The sequence below is a fragment of the Gilliamella sp. BG3 genome (genome assembly GCF_046635605.1).
Classification (GTDB): domain Bacteria; phylum Pseudomonadota; class Gammaproteobacteria; order Enterobacterales; family Orbaceae; genus Gilliamella; species Gilliamella bombi.
This window is the reverse complement of sequence record NZ_JBIDFE010000019.1, coordinates 1-19,598: the sequence shown is the minus strand read 5'-3', so window position 1 is coordinate 19,598 and position 19,598 is coordinate 1. Positions and strand designations below refer to the sequence as shown.

Below are 19,598 nucleotides of genomic sequence, written 5' to 3'. Positions count from 1 at the left end.
AAGGTAAGTCTCATGATCAATAAAAATAGGCGCTTTATAATTAAAACCGTGTTAAGTTCACTTATCCGACGCCGTTCTCGCATTGCCATCGCCTTGCTTGGCGTTGCTATTGGAGCAACGGTTCTTCTTGGTATGATCACACTTTGTTATGATATACCACGGCAAATGGGACAAGAATTCCGTTCTTATGGTGCCAATCTTCTACTACTACCTGCCAATAATCAATCAACGGTAGCAATGACAGAGGTTAATAAAGCGGTTACCTTTTTACCAGAAGATAAATTACTTGGTGTTACCCCATTTCGTTATAATTCAATTCGTAGTAATCAGCAACCTTATACTATTGTGGGGACCGACTTTAAACAAGTTGTAAAAACCAGTCCTTATTGGTCTATTGAAGGTTCAATACCACAAAATTCACATGAAATAATGATTGGTACTGATATTGCTAACTTTGCTAAATTAAACATTGGTAGCACTATGCCGATTTCCGGCAAATCTAAACAAGATTCTCGTTTTGATGAAGAACTCACCGTTACAGGTATTGTTAAAACTGGACGTTCCGAAGATAACTTTATTTTTGTTGATCTGCACGATTTAGAAGAATTACTTGAAGAAAGCGAGCAAGCCGAAGTTGTTGAAGTAAGCATTGCCGCCACAGAAACAGAATTAAAACAGTACATTGAAAAAATAAAAAAACAAATGACAACAGTTGAACCTCATTTAATTAAATGGGTGACAAAGTCAGAAGCATCTGTATTAGGCAAACTGTCCTCGTTACTCTATTTAGTTACTTTTGTTGTACTCGTTCTTACCATGATTTGTGTAGCTACCACTATGATGACAGTGGTAATGGAGCGTCGTAAAGAAATTGGTCTTAAAAAAGCGATAGGAGCCAACAATAAAAGTATTGCAAAAGAGTTTTTAGCTGAAGGATTAGTTTTAGGTGTTATTGGTGGCATTATTGGGGCGATATGCGGGCTTATCTTTGCTCAAATTATTAGTACCAATGTGTTTGGACGTTCAATTATTATTGAGTTTTATCTGATCCCAACCACTATCATTATCTCAGTGATAGTAACGGTAATTGCGTGTTTAATTCCGGTAAAACGAGCTCTTGAAGTAGAGCCTGCGTTAGTATTACGCGGTGAATAGGATATAAAGTATGAATATGCTCGAAGTAAAAAATGTGTCTAAAATTTATGGTTCTCTTCATGCACTTTCTGAAGTGAATTTAACAGTCGAAGAAGGTAAATGGTTATCGATTATGGGACCTTCTGGTAGTGGTAAAACAACTTTGATGAATATCATAGGCTGTATGGATAAACCTTCACTTGGTTCAGTTATTTTAGACGGGCAAGATATTACCCAGCTTTCTTTGTCAGAATTAACCGAAATACGTCGAGATAAGATAGGTTTAATCTTTCAACAATTTCATTTAGTATCGTATTTAACCGCACTAGAAAACGTCATGCTTGCTCAATATTATCATAGTATGGTTGACGAAAAAGAGGCTATGCAAGCACTTGAACGTGTTGGGCTTGCTGCTCGAGCTAAACATTTACCTAGGCAGTTATCAGGTGGTGAACAGCAACGTGTTTGTATTGCTAGAGCATTGATTAACTATCCAAAACTGATTTTGGCTGATGAGCCAACTGGTAATTTAGATGAAAGCAACGAAGCGATGGTCATGAATTTATTACATGAACTGCACAAAGAAGGCAGTACCATTATTGTAGTTACTCACTCACTAGAAGTGTCAAAACATGCACAAACTACTGTAGTACTGGAGCACGGCAAGGTTGCACGTGTAATTGATAATTAATCAACTGAAGGTTGTTATATATGAAAAACCGTCTTATTTCATCAAGTATCTTTATTATTATTGGAGTATTAATTATCTTATTTCCATTATATATATTGCCAGTTTGTCCTCTTCCAGACGTTGTAACCATGCCCATTGATACATTGAATCACGCTAGTAGCGAGGTAGCACATAACGGGCATATACATAGTGGCACAGGAAAAATCATGAAATGTTTTTGGACAGCAAGAGCTGAAATTGGCATTGGTTGTTTAGTGATAGCCATTGGTGCATTGCTACTAACTAGCCGTACTGCTTTTGTGCGAATGGGATTAAGTATGGCACTTGCGTGTATTTCTTTATTAGTAGCGGCTATACCAACAATTCTAATTGGTGTTTGCGGTAATGAAATGATGCGATGCAATATGGGGTCTAAACCGGCCTTAGTTTTATTATCAGGTTTATTATTTATTGTCGCTGTTATTAACATCTATTACTTAAATAAAACAACGAAAAATTGATAGAGTTTTGTTAGCAAACAAAGACCACACTTATCTTTACCAGATAATAGGTATAACATTTAAATCGAACAAGCAGGGAAGTCAATATGTGCGAAAAACCGATCACCATGGCAAATTTAGCATGGCGAAATATTCAGCGGCGACCGTTTAGAAGTTGCTGTTTGATTATCATCATTACGCTTTTTTCGGCAACGCTGTTTGGTGGAAGTATACTGATGAAAAATCTCAGCCTTGGTATTTCAGGCATGGCTAACAGGTTAGGTGCTGATATTCTTATTGTGCCTAATGGTTACGAAAAAAATATGGAAGTTGCCTTATTGCGTGGTGAACCGAGTACTTTTTATTTAAAAGTAGATTTGATTGATAAAATAAAAGGTATCAAAGGTATTGAGGCCATTTCACCTCAGCTATTTATTGCTTCATTAAATGCAGGATGTTGTTCGTCTAAAGTCCAATTAATTGGTTTTGAACAGCATACTGATTTTATAATTAAGCCTTGGTTACAATCACAACTTTCAGAGCCATTGACTGATAATCAAGTCGTTGTTGGTTCTAAAATTAGTTCTGATGTGGGCGATGAAATCTTATTTTTTAATCATCCTTTTAAAATTATTGCTAAAATGGATAGCACAGGGATGGGATTTGATACCTCTGTCTTTCTGACTATGTCGGCAGCCCAATCATTAATGAAAAATGCAAAATTAATTGAAGGGGATGTTGACCATTTTGCTGATTATGCCTCGTCGATTTTCATTAAGGTCAATTCAGATTATCAACCTAAAGATATTGTTAATCAAATTATGCCCAGATACGCCATTGACTATAATATTGATTTTATTATGACCAAAGGTATGTTAAGTAATATATCAAAATGGTTAACTAGCTTTTCAACTATTGTATATAGCCTATCGGCTATTTTTTGGGTTTTAGCTATTATTGTGATTTTTGTGATATTTTCTTCAAGCTTAAATGAACGCAAGCGTGAAATTAGCTTATTACGAATATTAGGCGCTTCTCGGCGTGATTTAGTCAAAATGTTGCTTCGTGAATCTTTAATAATTAGTGGATTAGGCGGAGTTAGTGGCATTGTTATCGCCTCGGTATTACTTTATGCATTTAGCTTATTAATCTGCCAATCTATTGGTTTGCCGTGTGTAAATATCTCACTATTTGATGCATTATTATATGCAATTGTTGTTTTTATTCTTACGCTAATTATAGGACCTTTATCAAGTATCTATAGTGCCTTATCTATGACTAAATTTGATACTTATAGTACCCTTAGAGAGGGCGAATAATGTTACTGAATGTTAAAAACCTACGTAAAGATTACACAAGAGGGCAACAAACCTTTTCAGCTGTGAATAATGTTAGTTTTTCAATGGCAAAAGATGACTTTATATGCATTATGGGTAAATCAGGCAGTGGTAAAACCACTTTGCTAAATATGATTGCCGGTTTACTTACACCAACGCAAGGAAAAATCACTATTAATAATACAAATTTATTTGATCTTAATGATCAGCAAGTATCTGCCTTTCGTAATCAGCATATTGGTTATATTCCTCAAGGTAGCAGTTTACTGCCTAATTTAACGGCAATTGATAATATTCGACTGCCTTTTTATTTAACCAAGCGAGCAAATCAAAATTCCCTAAATGAAGCCAAAAGTCTGCTTGAAAAAGCTAAAATAAGCCATTTGCAAGATGCATATCCAGCCCATATGTCAGGTGGTGAAATGCGCCGTATTGCGATATTGCGAGCACTGATTTGTAAACCACAAATCATTATTGCTGATGAGCCAACCAGTGATCTTGATGAAGAAAGCGCAACTGAAATCATGCAATTACTGTCTGAAATTCATCAACAAGGTACAGCGTTATTAATTGTCACTCATGATCATGATGTTGCCCGTTATAGCCAAAAAGTTATGAAAATGTCAGCTGGACGATTTATTGACTAATGGGTTTAGTTATTAACTGAATTGTTATATTAAAAGTGGATTACAACCCATGTCGATCATAATTTTATTGAGTTTTAATAATGGCAACCCAACTAATGAATTAATATCATCACCTTCAAGTTTATCAAACATGGTGATGCCCAGTTCATCACATTTAAAACTACCAGCACATTGTAGTGGCTTCTCTTTGCTAATGTAAGCATCAATTTCTGAATCAGTTAAATGCCGAAAAGTCACTTTAAATGGTTCGCAAATAGTGGTTTGTTGTTGTGTTTTGGTATTAATTACTGTCATACCAGTATAAAAATAGAAAGCTTTACCGCTGCTTTGTCGAAGCTGTTTACGGGCATTATCAATTGTATGCGGTTTGCAAACAATATTACCGTCTAACACACCAACTTGATCAGAGCCAATAATTAAACTATCAGCAAACTGCATAGCTAATGATTGGGCTTTAAGTTTAGCTAGCCGAACCACCAATTGCTTAGCTGACTCACCTGCTAGTGGTGTTTCGTCACAAATTGGTGGCACACACTCAAAAGGGATAGCTAATTTTTCAAGCACTTTTTTACGGGATACAGATGTTGATGCTAATATGATTCTCATTTTAATTATCTCTTAAAATCCAAGCTGAAGGATGCGCATTAAAACCGATATGGCCATAATAATCAACTGCTTGTGGCGCTGCTAGCAGAGTAATTGAACATGATTTGTCAGTATTGTTTTTCACTTCTTTAATTAATTGCTTTCCGATGCCTTGTCGTTGATAATTTTCATCCACCGCGAGATCTGCCAAATAGGTGATATAAACAAAATCCGTTAAACAACGCGCAATGCCAATCAATTTATCATCATGCCAAGCAGTTACCACCAAATTCGCATTATCTAACATAGCTTGAAAGCGTACGGTATCGGTAAGTGGACGACGTTTGCCTAATGAACAATGACGATAAAGGGTGGTGGCTTGTTCTAGTGTCGGTTTGACATCAGAACGATAAATAATGCAATTCATGTTGATCTCCATCATAAATTGGATAAAAAATAATTAAAGTTTAAATTTAAAATGAGTATCATACTAGCTAGGTAAAACCTATTTTAGGTTCACTGAATATATAATTGAATCTTTAACAAAGCAAGGGGGGAGTTATGTACAAAAAAATTTTAGTTCCTATTGATGTGCTTGAAGATGAATTAACTAAAAAAGTCATTCCACATGTAGAGTGCTTAGCCAGATTGTCTAATGCTGAAGTCATCTTTTTTCATACATTACCAGTTGCCTCAGCCATTGTGAATGTTTACTCATTTGGTTTTGACGAATTTAAGGATAAAGCTACAGTACAAACGGAAAAAGACTTGCATAAACTTATTGACTCGATTGATTTACCGCGTGAAAATGTATCCTTTTCTATTGCATTTGGTAATCCAAGGGATGAGATTCTCCGTTTAGCGGAAGAAATTCAACCCGATTTAATTATTCTAGGCTCACGTCGTCCTAATATCTCAACTCATCTTTTAGGATCTAATGCTTCTGGGGTGGTTCGTGGTGCTAAAACTTCGGTGTTAGTTGTTAGGTAGGATGATTAAGTTTTTTTGAAAAATTAAATAAAATTAGGTGAATATCCCAATGAATTCTTTTTAAATATTTAGAATTACAGGTTTCGGGTGTTATAAACTTCAGTGATCATTTCTATATTGATATTCGGATGGATTAGCTATTTTGTTTTATTTTTCGTATTTCTATAAAATCGTTCAGGTAGAGTATTGATTTTATTTAATTTTTTGTTTTTGGTGTTGTTGAAAAAACATTAATAAAATTAATACTCTACCTAGCTGTTTTCCAGCTACGTCTATTGATGTTTTACAATAAAACAGCAGTGAATTTGTTTATTGCGCTTAAAATCAAGCGATAGCGTTTTATTGGTAATTTCTTGATAGGTTAGTCCTAGGTTTTGCATACCGATACTATCCATTTTAAAACCACGCTTATTATTCGAAAAGATAATTGTTCCATTAGGGCGTAACAAGCGTTTTAAATCGGCCATCAATTTTAAGTGATCACGCTGAACATCAAAGGTATCGTTCATCCGTTTCGAGTTTGAAAATGTCGGCGGATCGATAAAAATTAAATCGAATTGCTCATCAGCTTGAGATAAATAGAGCAAACAATCCGCCTGAATTAATCGATGTTTTTTACCTGTTAAACCATTTTGTTTTAAATTACGATCTGCCCATTCCAAATAGGTGCGAGACATATCGACCGTGGTGGTTGATTTTGCTCCGCCAAGTCCAGCATAAACCGTTGCACTACCTGTATAGGCAAATAGGTTTAGAAAGTCTTTTCCTGCACTCATTTCACCAATCATTTTTCGTGCTAAGCGATGATCTAAAAACAATCCTGTATCTAAATAATCGGTCACATTAACCCAAAATGCGGTTTTGCGCTGATTAATCGGGTATTCATGGACTAAAAAATAGTCCTGTTTTTGTCCTAGCTTTTGGTATTGCTGTTTGCCTTTTTGCTTTTCTCTTGTTTTTAATACTAACTGATCGGCGGTAAGCTCAAGCACTGACATGGTAGCATTTATAGTATCAAAAAGCCGTTGGCGAGTTTTTTGTGGATCGATGTTTTTCGGTGCTGCGTATTCTTGCATCACTATTTTATCTTTATAACGATCGATAGCGACATTGTATTCAGGCAAATCTGCATCATAAAGCCGATAACATTCCAGTTGTTCTTGAGCAGCCCATTTTTCTAACTTTTGTTTATTTTTGCGTAATCGGTTAGCAAAATCAGCCGCAGGCATAGTAAAATTTGTGATTGCTTCTTCAGTGTTACGCTTAGCAATGACATAATTCTTTTGTATACAGTCAAGAGGGCCATTTTTTGCTTTGAATTGTCTTTCTGCTCTCATTTGTAAGCAATCTAACAATTGTGGTGCACCGCTAAATAATGATAAACGCCATCCACCAAAATTTTGTTTGATTTGTCGACCAAGTGCCGTATGCAAAGCTATAAGCGCAGGTTCGCTTTCTAAGCGTTCTCCATAAGGTGGATTACTGATGATCATGCCTACCGTTTCAGTTGGCAATGGATTGGTCAGTTGAGTCATATCTTGCATCGAAAAAGTAATTAAATCCCCTACACCTGCTTGGAGGGCATTTTGTTTGGCTCGTTCAAGTACCGTCGCATTATTATCATAACCGATAAATGGTGTGTTTGTTTTAGATACGTTATGTTTTGCGGTGAAAAGCAATTCGTTCCACAATGTCGGATTAAAGCCTTTCCAAGCAAAAAATCCCCACTGTTTACGATATAAACCGGGTGGAATTTGTGATGCGATCATTGCCGCTTCAATTAGTAATGTACCTGAACCACACATCGGATCGAGCAATGGCTCAGTTATTTTCCAACCAGAACGCATAATAATAGCTGCCGCTAGGCTTTCTTTTAGTGGGGCTTTCCCTGTTTGCTCTCGATAACCACGCTCATGTAAACTATTACCACTTAGATCTAAAGATAGTGTGACACGGTTTTTATTTAAATAAGCATGAAGTCGAATATCGGGATCTTGTTTTGCTACATTAGGACGTTCATTAGTATGACGCAAAAAGTGATCGACAATAGCATCTTTGATCTTTAGCGCACCATATTGACTATTACGGATAAATTCGTTTACGCCAACAAAATTAATCACGAAAGAGTTATCAACAGCAAAAATATCTGGCCATTTAATATTAAACACACAAGAGTACAGATCCAAATCGCTATAGATGTCGAACTCGGCAATAGGTAGTAAAATGCGAGATGCCAAACGCGACCATAATAATGATTGATATAGCGTTTTGTCATCGGCATCAAAATAAACACCACCTTGTGCAATTTTACAATTAATTGCACCAATTTGTTCTAACTCTTTTTTTAATAACTCTTCAAGCCCGCGAGATGTACTGGCAAATAGCGTTTTCATGCATAATCCACTTAACAATAAAATTGCTGGCATTATACCGACTAATTGTAATAGTGGGAATTAAAGGCTGATATTAGTTAGATGAATATTGGGTTAGTTTATTAATAATCAGAAAAGTTTGGCGGTAATGAAAATTAATGTTAGTTTAGTAGAAGAATTAAAATGTAATCTAATAAAGCATCAAGATATTTATAATATGACGCCTATTGAATTTAAACACGATAACAGGCAGTGTAATTTTCTACGTGAGTTTTGTGCTAAAAATTTGGTATTTACAGTAGCTTTTGAGATATCCACATAATTAATAAAATTGCCTGTTTCAGTTGCGTTTGTTATTTCTTTTCAAAATCTATAATATGAATTATCAAATTTTTGCAAAGCATCAATTAGAATTCTTTAACCCTGCCATTGGTTTTCCTTTATGAGAATAACTTCATTTATATTTTTCATAAAAATCGTTATATATCTCAACTATATCTTTATTCTCACTCTTTTTACATTTGTTAATAAAAGAGTTTTTTAACTCTTTGTAATTCAATTCTAATAGCAATTCTGCAATTCTTCTATATATGAAATCATCAGAAGAATCGAGATATTTTAAAACCATTTTTGGTAGTGTTTTCTTTACAATATTATTATGTCTATATTTGAATAATATATCTCTAGCTATTGGAATATGATCTATATTGCCGCCTATTGATATTTCTATGACAATAGGAATTAAATTATCTAGCTCTTTGTCGTCAAAATCTTCATCTCTTACAAACCTTAGTGCTGTTCCTTGTTCTGACAGAATTTTAAGAGCAAATAATAATTGATCAAAATACAGATTTGATTTTTTGAAGTAGTATTTAGCAGAAAATAATTTTTTTTCAGACTCTTTTAAGCGGAGCCATTCTATAGAATATTTGTCTTTATCTTTCATTTTTTATTGCTACACAGCATGGAACAAAATAACTTTTCAAAATCATTCGTAGATTTTTATATTGTCTGAAAAATTTGTTGCCATCCAACATAATTTTTTGCTTGAGTCAGGTAAAGTATGCAGAAATGGATAGCAGAATTAGTTTATAGTATCCAATTTTTAAATATTACAGTTCTATCGAGAATAACATAACATTATCCGAAGTTGTAAAAAATGATACATAGCTGTTTATTTCGCATGTGCCAGATGTTTCTATAAAAATAATATCTCTTCCTAGTGACAAAACTAAAATACCTGTATCTTCACAAGATATCACTTTAGCCTTGAAAAACATGTTGTTATTAATTAAATAAAAGCCATATCCAGGTATTTTTTCAAGAGTTATATTCTTACCCCACTCAAAAAAATCATCGATTTCTAATTCAATATTATAATATGTGTTTGATAATGATTTACTATTGTCCCAAATCGCAACACCACATCCTAAATCAGATTTGAACTCTACTAAATTCTCGTCTATTTTACTTACTAAAGTAATTTTCATTTTTTTATGGTATTTAATAACTCTATTATTAGTATTCATTACATTATCAACAAGATCGGAATTACATGTTTATTCATGATAATGGTGTTTTGTTTGCTTGCTTGCTATTTATTTCATGATTGCTATAACAAATACATTATTTTGCATCATGGGACGTGATTCTATCATAATTTGGTAAGCTCTTTCTAGGATGCTTGCTTATTTGAATAAAAACTTAATTTAAATGCAAATTGATATCATAAGGTGTAATAGTCTTTATTTGTAGGATTTACTAGCGTTGTTTACAGTAATTTGAGAAGCTACTGTAAGGAATATACATAAGAAAACAAAACTAACGCCTTGTTAAGCTATTTGCCTGAGGTAGAATTTAACAAATAGCTACCCCTTAATTTTGTTGTTTGAACAGGTGTGGTCATTCCACACTACATAGACCGCCATTTAGTGTGTAATACATTAAAACAAGCCTTATTTCGGCGTCAATTTCCTAAAAATGTACTCATTCATAGTGACCAAGGAAGCCAATATTGCAGTGCTGATTTCAAGCAATTATTGTTACAATATGGGCTAAGGCAAAGCATGAGTCGAAGAGGAAACTGCTTTGATAATCCGGTTGTTGAAAGTTTTTTTCATACACTCAAAACACACATTATTCATGACTATTACTACAAAACGAGGAAACTGGCTAATAAAGCACTATTTGAATATATTGAAATCTATTATAATCGGATACGCCGTCATTCAGCCAATGGCTGGGTATTACCTGAATAATATGAACAACAATATTACCAAAACGAAAAATGATAGAGGCGGGTACTGTCTAATATTTTGGCGAGGATCACCGTATTTTAGGAAATATAATTTTCTCATTTATCGCCGCCACATTTCCCTGGAATTCTGATTTCTTTAGCTTTGACTTCAACTGAAGACTTAAATATCATAGCAATTACAGGTCTATCCATCTTTCTGATTCCAATATAAATATATAATTTATAAGATTCATTTTAATTTACTTAACTTCAAAAGTATTTCCTTATAATCATTTTTGTAAAAATCATTTTTAGCTTTATTATACATTTTTTCAAAAGAGGCTATAAATTTATCTAAATAATTGTTTGGAATGCATTCATTACGATTTAAAATCTTTTTTATTTCAATATAAAAATTTCTTTCTGATTTCGCTTTTGGACTGATATTTAAAATTGATGAGATATAATCCCATTTTTTATCCTCCATATAAAACTGTGGGAATTTGGTAATAAATAAAGAAACATAGTAATCTATTTTCTTAACATTTTTCAATTCATTAAAAAAATTAAAAAAATTATCTAAGGGAGGTAGATTATATGCTTCCGTCATATTTCCTATACAAGATACTATATTTATAGTAGTTTCTTTGGTTAAATTTTCATTTTTATACAAGTATATTAATTTTTCAGCTAATGCAACATCGGAAAAAAACTCTTTATAGTACAAAGATCTTTCTTTTCTACTAAATTTTTCTAAATCAGATATTAGCTCTGATAGTTCTATAAGATCATTTTCTCTATCCCAACTTTTAATTTTATAAGTAAGAATATTCAAAATATCGATATTTTTTTTTAATCGTGTCATCTAGCATGTTCCTTTACTGATAAATTTACCTTACTCATTAAAAAAGTTGTATGAATTAGTGTAGTCGATCCACATGATATAGCCATTGATTATATGGAGCTCGGTAGCCCTTACCAAAATGGCTATATTGAACGATTTAATCGTACCTATCGTACTGAAGTACTCGATTTATATCTTTTTAACAACTTAGCGCAAGCAAGGCAAATAACCGAAGTATAACACCGAAAGACCGCATGAGGCATTAAATAACATGACACTGTTCAAATATAAAACATTAAAACAGGCAGCTTAATTTTCTACGTCAGTTGTGTACTAAGTTTGAGGTAGTTACAATGAAAGTATAAATAATGCCAGTAATTCTTATATATTGGTTTATCTTTTGTATTTGCTTTAGTTGCCTTTGGTCACTTTATGATAGAATAATGTTTTATTACTTAATATCTAAATAAAAACCACCAATAACTATGTCATTAATTAATCTTACCAATGCTTATCTTTCATTTAGTGATGCGCCGTTGCTTGATCATATCGATATGTCTATTGAGCCAAATGAGCGTGTTTGTCTTGTTGGCCGTAACGGTGCTGGAAAATCGACTTTACTTAAAGTTTTAAATAAAGAAGTGCCATTAGACGAAGGGCAAATTATTTATGAAAATAATGTGATTGTTTCACGATTGCAACAAGATCCTCCTCGTGATGTGCAAGGTAGTGTGTTTGATTTTGTGGCAGAAGGATTACACGAAGAAGCACAGTTATTACGAAATTACTATGATTTAGCTCATCGTGTTGAGCACGATCCTTGCGAAAGTAATTTAGATAAATTAGCTAAAATGCAAGAACAGTTAGATCATCAAAATGGTTGGCAATTAGATAGCCGTATTCGTAATGTTATTTCTTCATTATCGCTTGATGGTGATGCGTTGTTGTCTTCGTTATCGGGTGGGTGGTTGCGTAAAGCCGCATTAGCCAAAGCGTTGGTTTGTCAACCAACAGTTTTATTGCTTGATGAACCAACCAATCATTTGGATATTCAAACCATTAAATGGTTGGAAGATTTTTTGAAAAGTTTTAATGGCAGTATTGTGTTCATTTCCCATGATCGTTCGTTTATTCGTCAAATGGCAACGCGTATTATTGATCTGGATCGAGGTAAAATTGCGTCTTGGAGTGGGAATTATGATAATTATTTGCTTGGTAAAGAAGAAGCATTGCGTGTTGAAGAGTTACAAAATGCTGAATTTGATAAAAAATTAGCTCAAGAAGAAGTCTGGATCCGACAAGGTATTAAAGCTCGTCGTACTCGTAATGAAGGGCGAGTGCGAGCATTAAAAGCAATGCGTCAAGAATATAGCAAGCGACGCCAAGTTATGGGTAGTGCTAAAATGCAAATCGAGGAGGCATTACGTTCAGGAAAAATTGTTTTTGAGCTTGAAAATGTGACATATCAGATTGAGGATAAGTTACTAGTTAATGATTTTTCTGTGCAAGTATTACGTGGTGATAAGATCGCTCTGATTGGTCCTAATGGTATTGGTAAAACAACTTTATTAAAACTGTTGTTGGGTAATTTGACACCAACATTAGGTAGTGTGCATTGTGGCACTAAGCTTGAAGTGGCTTATTTTGACCAGTATCGGTTAGAGCTCGATCCTGAAAAAACAGTGATGGACAATTTAGCCGAAGGTAAACAAGAGGTAATGGTAAATGGTCGTTCACGCCATGTACTTGGTTATTTACAGGACTTTTTATTTCCGCCTAAACGTGCCAGAACACCTGTACGAGCACTGTCTGGTGGGGAGCGTAATCGTTTATTGCTGGCTAAACTATTTTTAAAACCTAGCAATTTATTAATACTTGATGAACCAACCAATGATCTTGATATTGAAACATTAGAATTGCTAGAAGAGTTAGTGAATGATTATCAAGGAACTGTCTTGTTGGTTAGTCATGATCGGCAATTTGTTGATAATGTGGTCACTCAATGTTGGTTTTTTGAAGAAAAAGGCCATATTGGTGTTTATGCTGGTGGTTATGCCGATGCTCTGCAACAACAGCAGCAGGCACAACCAGTTAAAGTAACGACAGTTAATAAACTTGAGCAACCTAAAAAAGAATTAGGCGCTACTAATAATCAAAGTAGTGAGCGAACCGCTAAAAAGAAAGTTAAACTGAGTTATAATGAACAACGAGAATTGGCACAATTACCAAGCAAAATAGAACAATTAGAATTAGAGATTACTGATTTACAAGCACAAATTGGTCAAAGTGACTTTTTTAATCAAACTCATGAAATTACTAGTCCAATTTTACAATCTTTGGCAGATAAAGAGGCTGAATTAGAAGCTGTTTTTGAAAGATGGGAACAGTTAGAGTCTTTAAGTAAATCATAAGGTAAATGTTAGTATTGTTCAGCATTATTTATTTGTGTTATAAAATAAATAATGCTGTTTCCTTACCCTAAGGTTTTTATATAATATTTTTTACATAACCCTTTTTTAAATAACCGTTTTATTATTCCATAATTTTCTAGATAAAAAGTAGAATAATAATAGTGCGATGATGACAAAACACGCACCAACATAACCAATGTAATCAATTGAAAGTAAAATTAATACCTTACTGCCTATAAAAGCACCGCCTCCTATTCCAATATTGAAAATACCAGAATAGACTGAAGTGGCTATATCTGTGGCATCGGGTGCGGCATCAATTACTTTACTTTGCATAACCATTCCAATAATTGTAATGGAAAGTCCCCAAATTAAACATTGAATGATTGCAGTATAAAGCGTGAATGAACATACATAAAGCGATAATAAGCAAGTAATCAGTAGTAGCATAGGGATGATGAAAATTGCGGTTGGATTTTTTTCAGCATATTTTGCAAAAATAACGCTACCAATCATTCCAGAAAAACCTACAACTAATAATAAAAGGACGATAACATTTTGGTTAAATCCACCAATATTTTTCATGAATGGCGTAATATAGGTATAGGCAGTAAAGTGACCTGCAATAATAATGGCAATTAATAAATAAATGTTTAGCAGTATTGGGCGTTTTAATACCATTGGAATATCTTTGATAGAGATAATATCCATGCTTGGTACAGTAGGCAATAAGCGGAGTAGTAATATCATCACGCAAAAAGCGATACCAGCAATACATAAAAAAGTCACGCGCCAGCCAACGAGTTGTCCTATGATGGTGCCAATTGGAATACCTAGAATGGTTGCCATCGATACGCCAATAACAATAAAGCCCATTGCTTTAGCTTTTTTACCATTGGGCGCTAACCGAACTGCAAGTGGTGTTGTAATTGCCCAAAATACCGCATGTGCACAAGCAATACCAATTCTTGCTATCATTAAGCTGTAAAAATTCCATGCGACTCCAGCTAAAATATGACTACCTATAAATAGACAAAATAAAAGGATAAGTAGCTTCCTTCGTTCCATTTTTGATGTTAATACTGTGAGTGGCAATGATAATAACGAAACAGCCCACGCATAAATAGTGAGTAATAATCCAGCATGAGCTACGTCCATTGAAAAGCTTTCAGCAATATTGGGTAATAGCCCGACAGGTACAAATTCCGTTGTATTAAAAATAAATGCCGCAAATGCAAGACAAAGAATTGATGACCAAACCCGAGATCGGTTAATACTATTATTCATGATTAAGATTTTGGAGGGAATATTAGATTACTTTTGATTATAACTGAATATGTTTGTCTATTAAATAGTTGCTAAGAATAAATCTTAAACTTAATCGCCACCAATATTAGTATTTGAGGGCGATGTTTCATTATAGCGATTTATTCTAGTGCTTTAGCTGCAGCTAGGGCTTTGTCATAATCAGGTTCAGAAGAGGTTTCTTTAACATATTCCACATAAACAATTTTGTCGTTTTTATCAATGACAAATACAGCTCGAGAAAGTAATCGCAACTCTTCAATAACAACTCCATATTTTAAACCAAAGTTGAGTTCTTTATGATCTGAGGTGACTTTAACGGCATCAATACCTTCAGCAGCACAGTAGCGATTTAAGGCAAAAGGTAAATCGACGCTAATTGAAAATATCACTGTGTCTTTTAATTTTGCCGCTTCGACGTTAAAGCGATGCACTTGAGCACTACATACTGAGGTATCAATGGATGGAACCGAATTAATAATTCTGATTTTACCTTTAAAATCGGACAATTTAATGGGCTCCATTTTTAAATCTTGCACGATAAAATTGGGCGCTGTGTCGCCAACTTTAATTTGTGTGCCTAACAAAGTAATAGGTGCTCCGCGCATGGTGATTTCATTAACTCTTTTTTGCATAACAGTTTCCTTAGCGTTGTGACTAATAACGTTGTTTCTATAGAGTGAACTTATTGAAGTTTTACAGCTTTATTTAATATAAATTTAGCATTATTCAGCTGTCATATTCATATTATGCTAGATTTGATGATTTATCCAATGAATAAAATTTTTGATTACTCAATTTAGTGAGCAATGATAAGCCAAAAAATTTCAATAAAAATAAATGTGATAGTTTGATCCTCGCCAAAATATTAGACAGTGCCCACCTCTATCATTTTTTCGTTTTGGTAATATTGTTGTTCATATTGTTCAGGTGATACCCAGCCATTGGCTGAATGACGGCGTATCCGATTATAATAGATTTCAATATATTCAAATAGTGCTTTATTAGCCTGCTTCCTCGTTTTGTAGTAACAGTCATGAATAATATGGGTTTTGAGTGTATGAAAAAAACTCTCAACAACCGCATTATCAAAGCAGTTGCCTCTTCGACTCATGCTTTGCCTTAGTCCATATTGTAACAATAATTGCTTGAAATCAGCACTGCAATATTGGCTTCCTTGGTCACTATGAATAAGTACATTTTTAGGAAAGTGACGCCGAAATAAAGCTTGTTTTAATGTATTACACACTAAATGACGGTCTATGTAGCGACTGGTTTGCCTAGCAATCACTTTTCGTCCATATAAATCGATAATCACCGACAAATATAACCAACCTTCCCCCGTTTTAATATAAGTAATATCGGTTACCCATGTCGTATTCGGCTTATCAGGGTTAAATTGCCTATCTAACGTGTTGGGCGCAATATTGTGATGAGCCTTGTCTGTTTTATACTTGAATTTACGTGCGGATTTACTATGCAATCTTAAACTAAGTAATCCCCATTGTTGCAAAACACGGCTAATTGTTCTTTCTGAAACTTGATAGCCCGCTTCCCTTGCATCATGAAGCAGGCTTGGCGCACCCAAACGGGCTTTATGTTGCCAATACTGTTTTTGGATATACGCTGAGTTTAGCTGATTTGTTTGCTCTTTTTAACCAAGCATAATAACCCGATGAACTGACACCAAGTAATGAGCATATCCTAGTAACGGGATAGCAGGTTAAATGATTTTTCATATAAGCGTACTTCATCGACTTGGATTGTTGATGAAGTACACATGCGCCTTTTTTAGTATATCATTAGCCATTTTCAGTTCTTTAATCTCTTTTTCTAACGCCATTATCCGCTGTTGCTCAGCGGTTAACTCTCGACGGCTGGTTTTATTCGGGGAAAGTTGCCTAATCCATTTATCTAGGGTTGATTTACCCACACCTAGATGATTGGCAAGTTCGCTGATAGAAAGGTGTGCATTAGATAACGCATAATCCACTGATTGTTGTTTAAATTCGATGCTAAACTTTTTGACCATGATATTTGTCTTCTATAAATTTTGTTTATATCATAGAGGCGACTTTTGTTCACTTTTTTGGCGAGGATCAAATTTATTTTTAAAAAACAAGGAGATTTTACAATGAAAACATTAATAATTTATTCTCATCCATATGAAAAGAGCTATAATCATGCTATTTTGGAAAGAATTGTATCTCTTTTGAAAGAAAGTGGAAAAGATTTCGATATTATTGATTTATATAAAGACGGCTTTAATCCAATATACACTTCCGAAGAATTAAGGTTATATAGTACCGGACAAACAACAGATCCTTTAGTAGAAAAATATCAAAAAATGATAACGGATGCATCTGATATCGTTTTTATATTTCCTATTTGGTGGTATGATTTACCAGCTATCTTAAAAGGTTTTATTGATAAAGTATTTAAAAAAAACTTTTCTTACATTGATACTCCAACGGGTATAAAGGGTAATATTAATCATATTAACTCAACTACAGTTTTAACTACTTCTGAGGCCCCTACATGGTTTATCCGTTTCTTTGCAGGGAATAGCATTAAATCTGTTTTTATTAATTCAACTTTGAAACAATTAGGAATTAAGAATGTGACTTGGAAAAATATGGGAAAAATTAAAAATGTTTCTCAAGAGAAGAGACAACTATTTTTAAAAAATCTCAAATTTTAATTTGTTTTCTTAAATCCGTGATTGATCATCGCCCAAAAAGTGTACAGAAGTCAGCTCTATGATATAAATACAAATCATAGGAGAAAATTATCATGGTCGAAAAGTTTAGCATCGAATTTAAACGACAATCAGTCGATTATGCATTATTCCATGCTCACCTTTTCATAAGTGAACTTGCTAGCCATCTAAGTGTGGGTAAATCAACTATAGATAAGTAGTTTAGACAACTTACACCGAGTAAAACCAGTCGTCGAGCGTTAACGGCTGAGCAACAACGGATTATAATATTAAAAAAAGAAATAAAAGAACTGAAATGGACAATGATATACTAAAAAGGGTGCCTGTGTTCTTCATCAATAATCCAAGTCGCTGAAGTACGCCTATATGAAAAATCATTTAACTTCCTACTCCATTACCAAGATGTGCTCGTTACTTGGTGTTAGTACGTCGGGTTATTATGCCTAGCTAAAAAGACTCAACGAATCCGTCAAACTCAGCGAGTATATTAAGAAGCAGTATGGCACCATAAGACACGTTTGGATGCACCGAGTTTGCTTCATGATGCAAGGGAAGCGGGCTATCAAGTTTCAGAAAGAACAATTAGCCGTATTTTGCAACAATTGGGATTACGGAGTAAAGCAGCACGTAAATTCAAGTATAAAACAGACACGACTCATCACAATATTGCGCCCAACACGTTAGATAGGCAATTTAATCCTGATAAGCCTAATAAAACATGGGTAACCGATATTACTTATATTAAAACGGGTGAAGGTTGGTTATATTTGTCGGTGATTATCGATTTATATGGACGAAAAGTGATTGCTAGGCAAACCAGTCGCTACATAGACCGCCATTTAGTGTGTAATACATTAAAACAAGCTTTATTTCGGCGTCAATTTCCTAAAAATGTACTCATTCATAGTGACCAAGGAAGCCAATATTGCAGTGCTGATTTCAAGCAATTATTGTTACAATATGGGCTAAGGCAAAGCATGAGTCGAAGAGGCAACTGCTTTGATAATGCGGTTGTTGAGAGTTTTTTTCATACACTCAAAACACATATTATTCATGACTGTTACTACAAAACGAGGAAGCAGGCTAATAAAGCACTATTTGAATATATTGAAATCTATTATAATCGGATACGCCGTCATTCAGCCAATGGCTAGGTATCACCTGAACAATATGAACAACAATATTACCAAAACGAAAAAATGATAGAGACGGGTACTGTCTAATATTTTGGCGAGGATCAGGAAAACGAATCAGAATTCCAGGGAAATGTGGCGGGCGATAAATGAAAAAATTATATTTTCTAAAATACGGCAGTAATAAATCTAAAAAAGAGATAAGTGAATTGTTGAATAATAAATGGGATATAACTTGCTCTGAACATGATAGCTCTTATATTGGGGTGTACTTCTCTTACTGTGGTCTTTATGCGGACACATTAACTATTACAGATAATTATATCCCGCTATCTGACGAGTGGTTAGATGAAGAAAATAAAGAATTCTGTACATTAATAAAAGTATCTTTTATTAATGGGAAAAATTATGATAAATTAAGTAGATATAAGTTTTTAAAAAATGTATTTAATCAGGTCGATATACTATCGATGATAAGTGACGAATATTTTGAAGAAAATTAATCAATACTTGATAGGTTGTAGTAAAAACTCTCCTTGGATTATTTTGGCTTTTTACTTTCTTGACGTATTAGTAGGGCGTGTTGATCTTTCGTGATTATTTTTTATACGGCATGATGTGAGTTACAATAATTCAGCCAAAAACAACCATAACTCGATTCATCATGCCAAGAACAATGCTAACAGATAAACGGTGGGAAAAGCTACTACAAATA

At 34.0% G+C, this 19,598-nt stretch carries 17 protein-coding genes and 4 pseudogenes; 12 read left to right on the top strand and 9 right to left on the bottom strand.

Going from position 1 to position 19,598, the window contains the following annotated elements; genetic code table 11:
- The first annotated feature begins 12 nt into the window (after nucleotides 1-12).
- The 5 genes from ACGH6S_RS09340 (at nucleotide 13) to ACGH6S_RS09320 (ending at nucleotide 4,288) form a co-directional block, all read left to right on the top strand.
- Nucleotides 13-1,155, top strand: a complete 1,143-nt coding sequence (locus ACGH6S_RS09340; RefSeq protein ID WP_411578190.1) for an ABC transporter permease — start codon at nucleotides 13-15, stop codon at nucleotides 1,153-1,155.
- A 10-nt stretch (nucleotides 1,156-1,165) separates the two neighbouring features.
- Nucleotides 1,166-1,825, top strand: coding sequence for an ABC transporter ATP-binding protein (locus ACGH6S_RS09335; RefSeq protein WP_065561315.1), 660 nt, complete (start codon nucleotides 1,166-1,168; stop codon nucleotides 1,823-1,825).
- Nucleotides 1,826-1,845: 20 nt separating this feature from the next.
- Entirely contained in the window at nucleotides 1,846-2,325 is a 480-nt protein-coding gene (locus ACGH6S_RS09330; protein ID WP_411578189.1) for a DUF4418 family protein, read from the top strand.
- Between the two features lie 86 nt (nucleotides 2,326-2,411).
- Nucleotides 2,412-3,623 (top strand): ABC transporter permease, encoded by a 1,212-nt coding sequence (locus tag ACGH6S_RS09325; protein ID WP_411578188.1) that lies wholly within the window; start codon nucleotides 2,412-2,414, stop codon nucleotides 3,621-3,623.
- A complete protein-coding gene (locus ACGH6S_RS09320; protein WP_411578187.1) occupies nucleotides 3,623-4,288 on the top strand; it encodes an ABC transporter ATP-binding protein in 666 nt (221 codons plus the stop codon). Before ACGH6S_RS09325 ends, ACGH6S_RS09320 begins: the two co-directional genes overlap by 1 nt.
- A 24-nt stretch (nucleotides 4,289-4,312) precedes the next feature.
- Here the strand turns inward: ACGH6S_RS09320 and ACGH6S_RS09315 are convergent, their stop codons facing one another.
- On the bottom strand, nucleotides 4,313-4,894 hold the full coding sequence (locus ACGH6S_RS09315; RefSeq protein WP_411578186.1) for a Maf family protein: 582 nt from the start codon (nucleotides 4,892-4,894) through the stop codon (nucleotides 4,313-4,315).
- A 1-nt stretch (nucleotide 4,895) separates the two neighbouring features.
- Entirely contained in the window at nucleotides 4,896-5,300 is a 405-nt protein-coding gene (locus ACGH6S_RS09310) for a GNAT family N-acetyltransferase (RefSeq protein WP_091122989.1), read from the bottom strand.
- A gap of 134 nt (nucleotides 5,301-5,434) precedes the next feature.
- Here ACGH6S_RS09310 and ACGH6S_RS09305 point away from each other — a divergent pair, with 134 nt between their 5' ends.
- Nucleotides 5,435-5,863, top strand: coding sequence for a universal stress protein (locus ACGH6S_RS09305; RefSeq protein ID WP_411578185.1), 429 nt, complete (start codon nucleotides 5,435-5,437; stop codon nucleotides 5,861-5,863).
- 272 nt (nucleotides 5,864-6,135) lie between these two features.
- Here ACGH6S_RS09305 and rlmKL read toward each other — a convergent pair whose 3' ends face one another.
- From rlmKL to ACGH6S_RS09290, 3 genes are all read right to left on the bottom strand, one after another.
- On the bottom strand, nucleotides 6,136-8,256 hold the full coding sequence (gene rlmKL / locus ACGH6S_RS09300) for a bifunctional 23S rRNA (guanine(2069)-N(7))-methyltransferase RlmK/23S rRNA (guanine(2445)-N(2))-methyltransferase RlmL (RefSeq protein WP_411578184.1): 2,121 nt from the start codon (nucleotides 8,254-8,256) through the stop codon (nucleotides 6,136-6,138).
- Between the two features lie 433 nt (nucleotides 8,257-8,689).
- The gene (locus tag ACGH6S_RS09295; RefSeq protein WP_085164009.1) at nucleotides 8,690-9,181 is read right to left on the bottom strand and encodes a hypothetical protein; all 492 of its coding nucleotides are present in this window, start codon (nucleotides 9,179-9,181) and stop codon (nucleotides 8,690-8,692) included.
- 166 nt (nucleotides 9,182-9,347) lie between these two features.
- Nucleotides 9,348-9,764: a hypothetical protein gene (locus ACGH6S_RS09290; RefSeq protein ID WP_065589504.1), complete on the bottom strand. Its 417-nt coding sequence runs from the start codon at nucleotides 9,762-9,764 to the stop codon at nucleotides 9,348-9,350.
- Nucleotides 9,765-10,145: 381 nt separating this feature from the next.
- Here ACGH6S_RS09290 and ACGH6S_RS09285 point away from each other — a divergent pair.
- Nucleotides 10,146-10,493: pseudogene (locus tag ACGH6S_RS09285) on the top strand (DDE-type integrase/transposase/recombinase); the annotation flags it as partial.
- A 228-nt stretch (nucleotides 10,494-10,721) separates the two neighbouring features.
- On the opposite strand, the gene ACGH6S_RS09280 reads toward ACGH6S_RS09285, so the two are convergent.
- Nucleotides 10,722-11,336: a hypothetical protein gene (locus ACGH6S_RS09280; RefSeq protein ID WP_411578183.1), complete on the bottom strand. Its 615-nt coding sequence runs from the start codon at nucleotides 11,334-11,336 to the stop codon at nucleotides 10,722-10,724.
- Nucleotides 11,337-11,414: 78 nt separating this feature from the next.
- Here ACGH6S_RS09280 and ACGH6S_RS09275 point away from each other — a divergent pair.
- Both ACGH6S_RS09275 and ACGH6S_RS09270 read left to right on the top strand, forming a co-directional pair.
- Nucleotides 11,415-11,628, top strand: a pseudogene (locus tag ACGH6S_RS09275) (integrase core domain-containing protein); the annotation flags it as partial.
- Between the two features lie 172 nt (nucleotides 11,629-11,800).
- Nucleotides 11,801-13,726 (top strand): ABC transporter ATP-binding protein, encoded by a 1,926-nt coding sequence (locus ACGH6S_RS09270; protein WP_296303085.1) that lies wholly within the window; start codon nucleotides 11,801-11,803, stop codon nucleotides 13,724-13,726.
- A 105-nt stretch (nucleotides 13,727-13,831) separates the two neighbouring features.
- On the opposite strand, the gene ACGH6S_RS09265 is transcribed toward ACGH6S_RS09270, so the two are convergent.
- The 3 genes and pseudogenes from ACGH6S_RS09265 to ACGH6S_RS09255 all read right to left on the bottom strand — a co-directional run bounded on the left by ACGH6S_RS09265 (nucleotide 13,832) and on the right by ACGH6S_RS09255 (nucleotide 17,063).
- Nucleotides 13,832-15,013, bottom strand: a complete 1,182-nt coding sequence (locus tag ACGH6S_RS09265; protein WP_065589508.1) for a sugar transporter — start codon at nucleotides 15,011-15,013, stop codon at nucleotides 13,832-13,834.
- 140 nt (nucleotides 15,014-15,153) lie between these two features.
- The gene (tpx, locus tag ACGH6S_RS09260; RefSeq protein WP_065560593.1) at nucleotides 15,154-15,666 is read right to left on the bottom strand and encodes a thiol peroxidase; all 513 of its coding nucleotides are present in this window, start codon (nucleotides 15,664-15,666) and stop codon (nucleotides 15,154-15,156) included.
- Nucleotides 15,667-15,899: 233 nt separating this feature from the next.
- A pseudogene (locus ACGH6S_RS09255) lies at nucleotides 15,900-17,063 on the bottom strand (IS3 family transposase).
- A gap of 102 nt (nucleotides 17,064-17,165) precedes the next feature.
- On the opposite strand from ACGH6S_RS09255, the gene ACGH6S_RS09250 reads away from it, so the two are divergent.
- The 3 genes and pseudogenes from ACGH6S_RS09250 to ACGH6S_RS09240 all read left to right on the top strand — a co-directional run bounded on the left by ACGH6S_RS09250 (nucleotide 17,166) and on the right by ACGH6S_RS09240 (nucleotide 19,386).
- A complete protein-coding gene (locus tag ACGH6S_RS09250; protein WP_065610530.1) occupies nucleotides 17,166-17,732 on the top strand; it encodes an NAD(P)H-dependent oxidoreductase in 567 nt (188 codons plus the stop codon).
- Between the two features lie 92 nt (nucleotides 17,733-17,824).
- A pseudogene (locus ACGH6S_RS09245) lies at nucleotides 17,825-18,901 on the top strand (IS3 family transposase); the annotation flags it as partial.
- A 131-nt stretch (nucleotides 18,902-19,032) separates the two neighbouring features.
- Nucleotides 19,033-19,386, top strand: a complete 354-nt coding sequence (locus ACGH6S_RS09240) for a hypothetical protein (RefSeq protein WP_085164010.1) — start codon at nucleotides 19,033-19,035, stop codon at nucleotides 19,384-19,386.
- The last annotated feature ends 212 nt before the right edge of the window (nucleotides 19,387-19,598 follow it).

What these genes read in the sequence shown, in the direction of transcription:
- ACGH6S_RS09305 (WP_411578185.1), top strand. Translation starts at nt 5,435, where the DNA reads ATGTACAAAAAAATTTTAGTTCCTATTGATGTGCTTGAAGATGAATTA.
- ACGH6S_RS09325 (WP_411578188.1), top strand. Translation starts at nt 2,412, where the DNA reads ATGTGCGAAAAACCGATCACCATGGCAAATTTAGCATGGCGAAATATT.
- tpx (WP_065560593.1), bottom strand. Translation starts at nt 15,666, where the DNA reads ATGCAAAAAAGAGTTAATGAAATCACCATGCGCGGAGCACCTATTACT.
- ACGH6S_RS09290 (WP_065589504.1), bottom strand. Translation starts at nt 9,764, where the DNA reads ATGAATACTAATAATAGAGTTATTAAATACCATAAAAAAATGAAAATT.
- ACGH6S_RS09265 (WP_065589508.1), bottom strand. Translation starts at nt 15,013, where the DNA reads ATGAATAATAGTATTAACCGATCTCGGGTTTGGTCATCAATTCTTTGT.
- ACGH6S_RS09280 (WP_411578183.1), bottom strand. Translation starts at nt 11,336, where the DNA reads ATGACACGATTAAAAAAAAATATCGATATTTTGAATATTCTTACTTAT.
- ACGH6S_RS09315 (WP_411578186.1), bottom strand. Translation starts at nt 4,894, where the DNA reads ATGAGAATCATATTAGCATCAACATCTGTATCCCGTAAAAAAGTGCTT.
- ACGH6S_RS09330 (WP_411578189.1), top strand. Translation starts at nt 1,846, where the DNA reads ATGAAAAACCGTCTTATTTCATCAAGTATCTTTATTATTATTGGAGTA.
- ACGH6S_RS09270 (WP_296303085.1), top strand. Translation starts at nt 11,801, where the DNA reads ATGTCATTAATTAATCTTACCAATGCTTATCTTTCATTTAGTGATGCG.
- rlmKL (WP_411578184.1), bottom strand. Translation starts at nt 8,256, where the DNA reads ATGAAAACGCTATTTGCCAGTACATCTCGCGGGCTTGAAGAGTTATTA.
- ACGH6S_RS09295 (WP_085164009.1), bottom strand. Translation starts at nt 9,181, where the DNA reads ATGAAAGATAAAGACAAATATTCTATAGAATGGCTCCGCTTAAAAGAG.
- ACGH6S_RS09310 (WP_091122989.1), bottom strand. Translation starts at nt 5,300, where the DNA reads ATGAATTGCATTATTTATCGTTCTGATGTCAAACCGACACTAGAACAA.
- ACGH6S_RS09240 (WP_085164010.1), top strand. Translation starts at nt 19,033, where the DNA reads ATGAAAAAATTATATTTTCTAAAATACGGCAGTAATAAATCTAAAAAA.
- ACGH6S_RS09340 (WP_411578190.1), top strand. Translation starts at nt 13, where the DNA reads ATGATCAATAAAAATAGGCGCTTTATAATTAAAACCGTGTTAAGTTCA.
- ACGH6S_RS09335 (WP_065561315.1), top strand. Translation starts at nt 1,166, where the DNA reads ATGAATATGCTCGAAGTAAAAAATGTGTCTAAAATTTATGGTTCTCTT.
- ACGH6S_RS09320 (WP_411578187.1), top strand. Translation starts at nt 3,623, where the DNA reads ATGTTACTGAATGTTAAAAACCTACGTAAAGATTACACAAGAGGGCAA.
- ACGH6S_RS09250 (WP_065610530.1), top strand. Translation starts at nt 17,166, where the DNA reads ATGAAAACATTAATAATTTATTCTCATCCATATGAAAAGAGCTATAAT.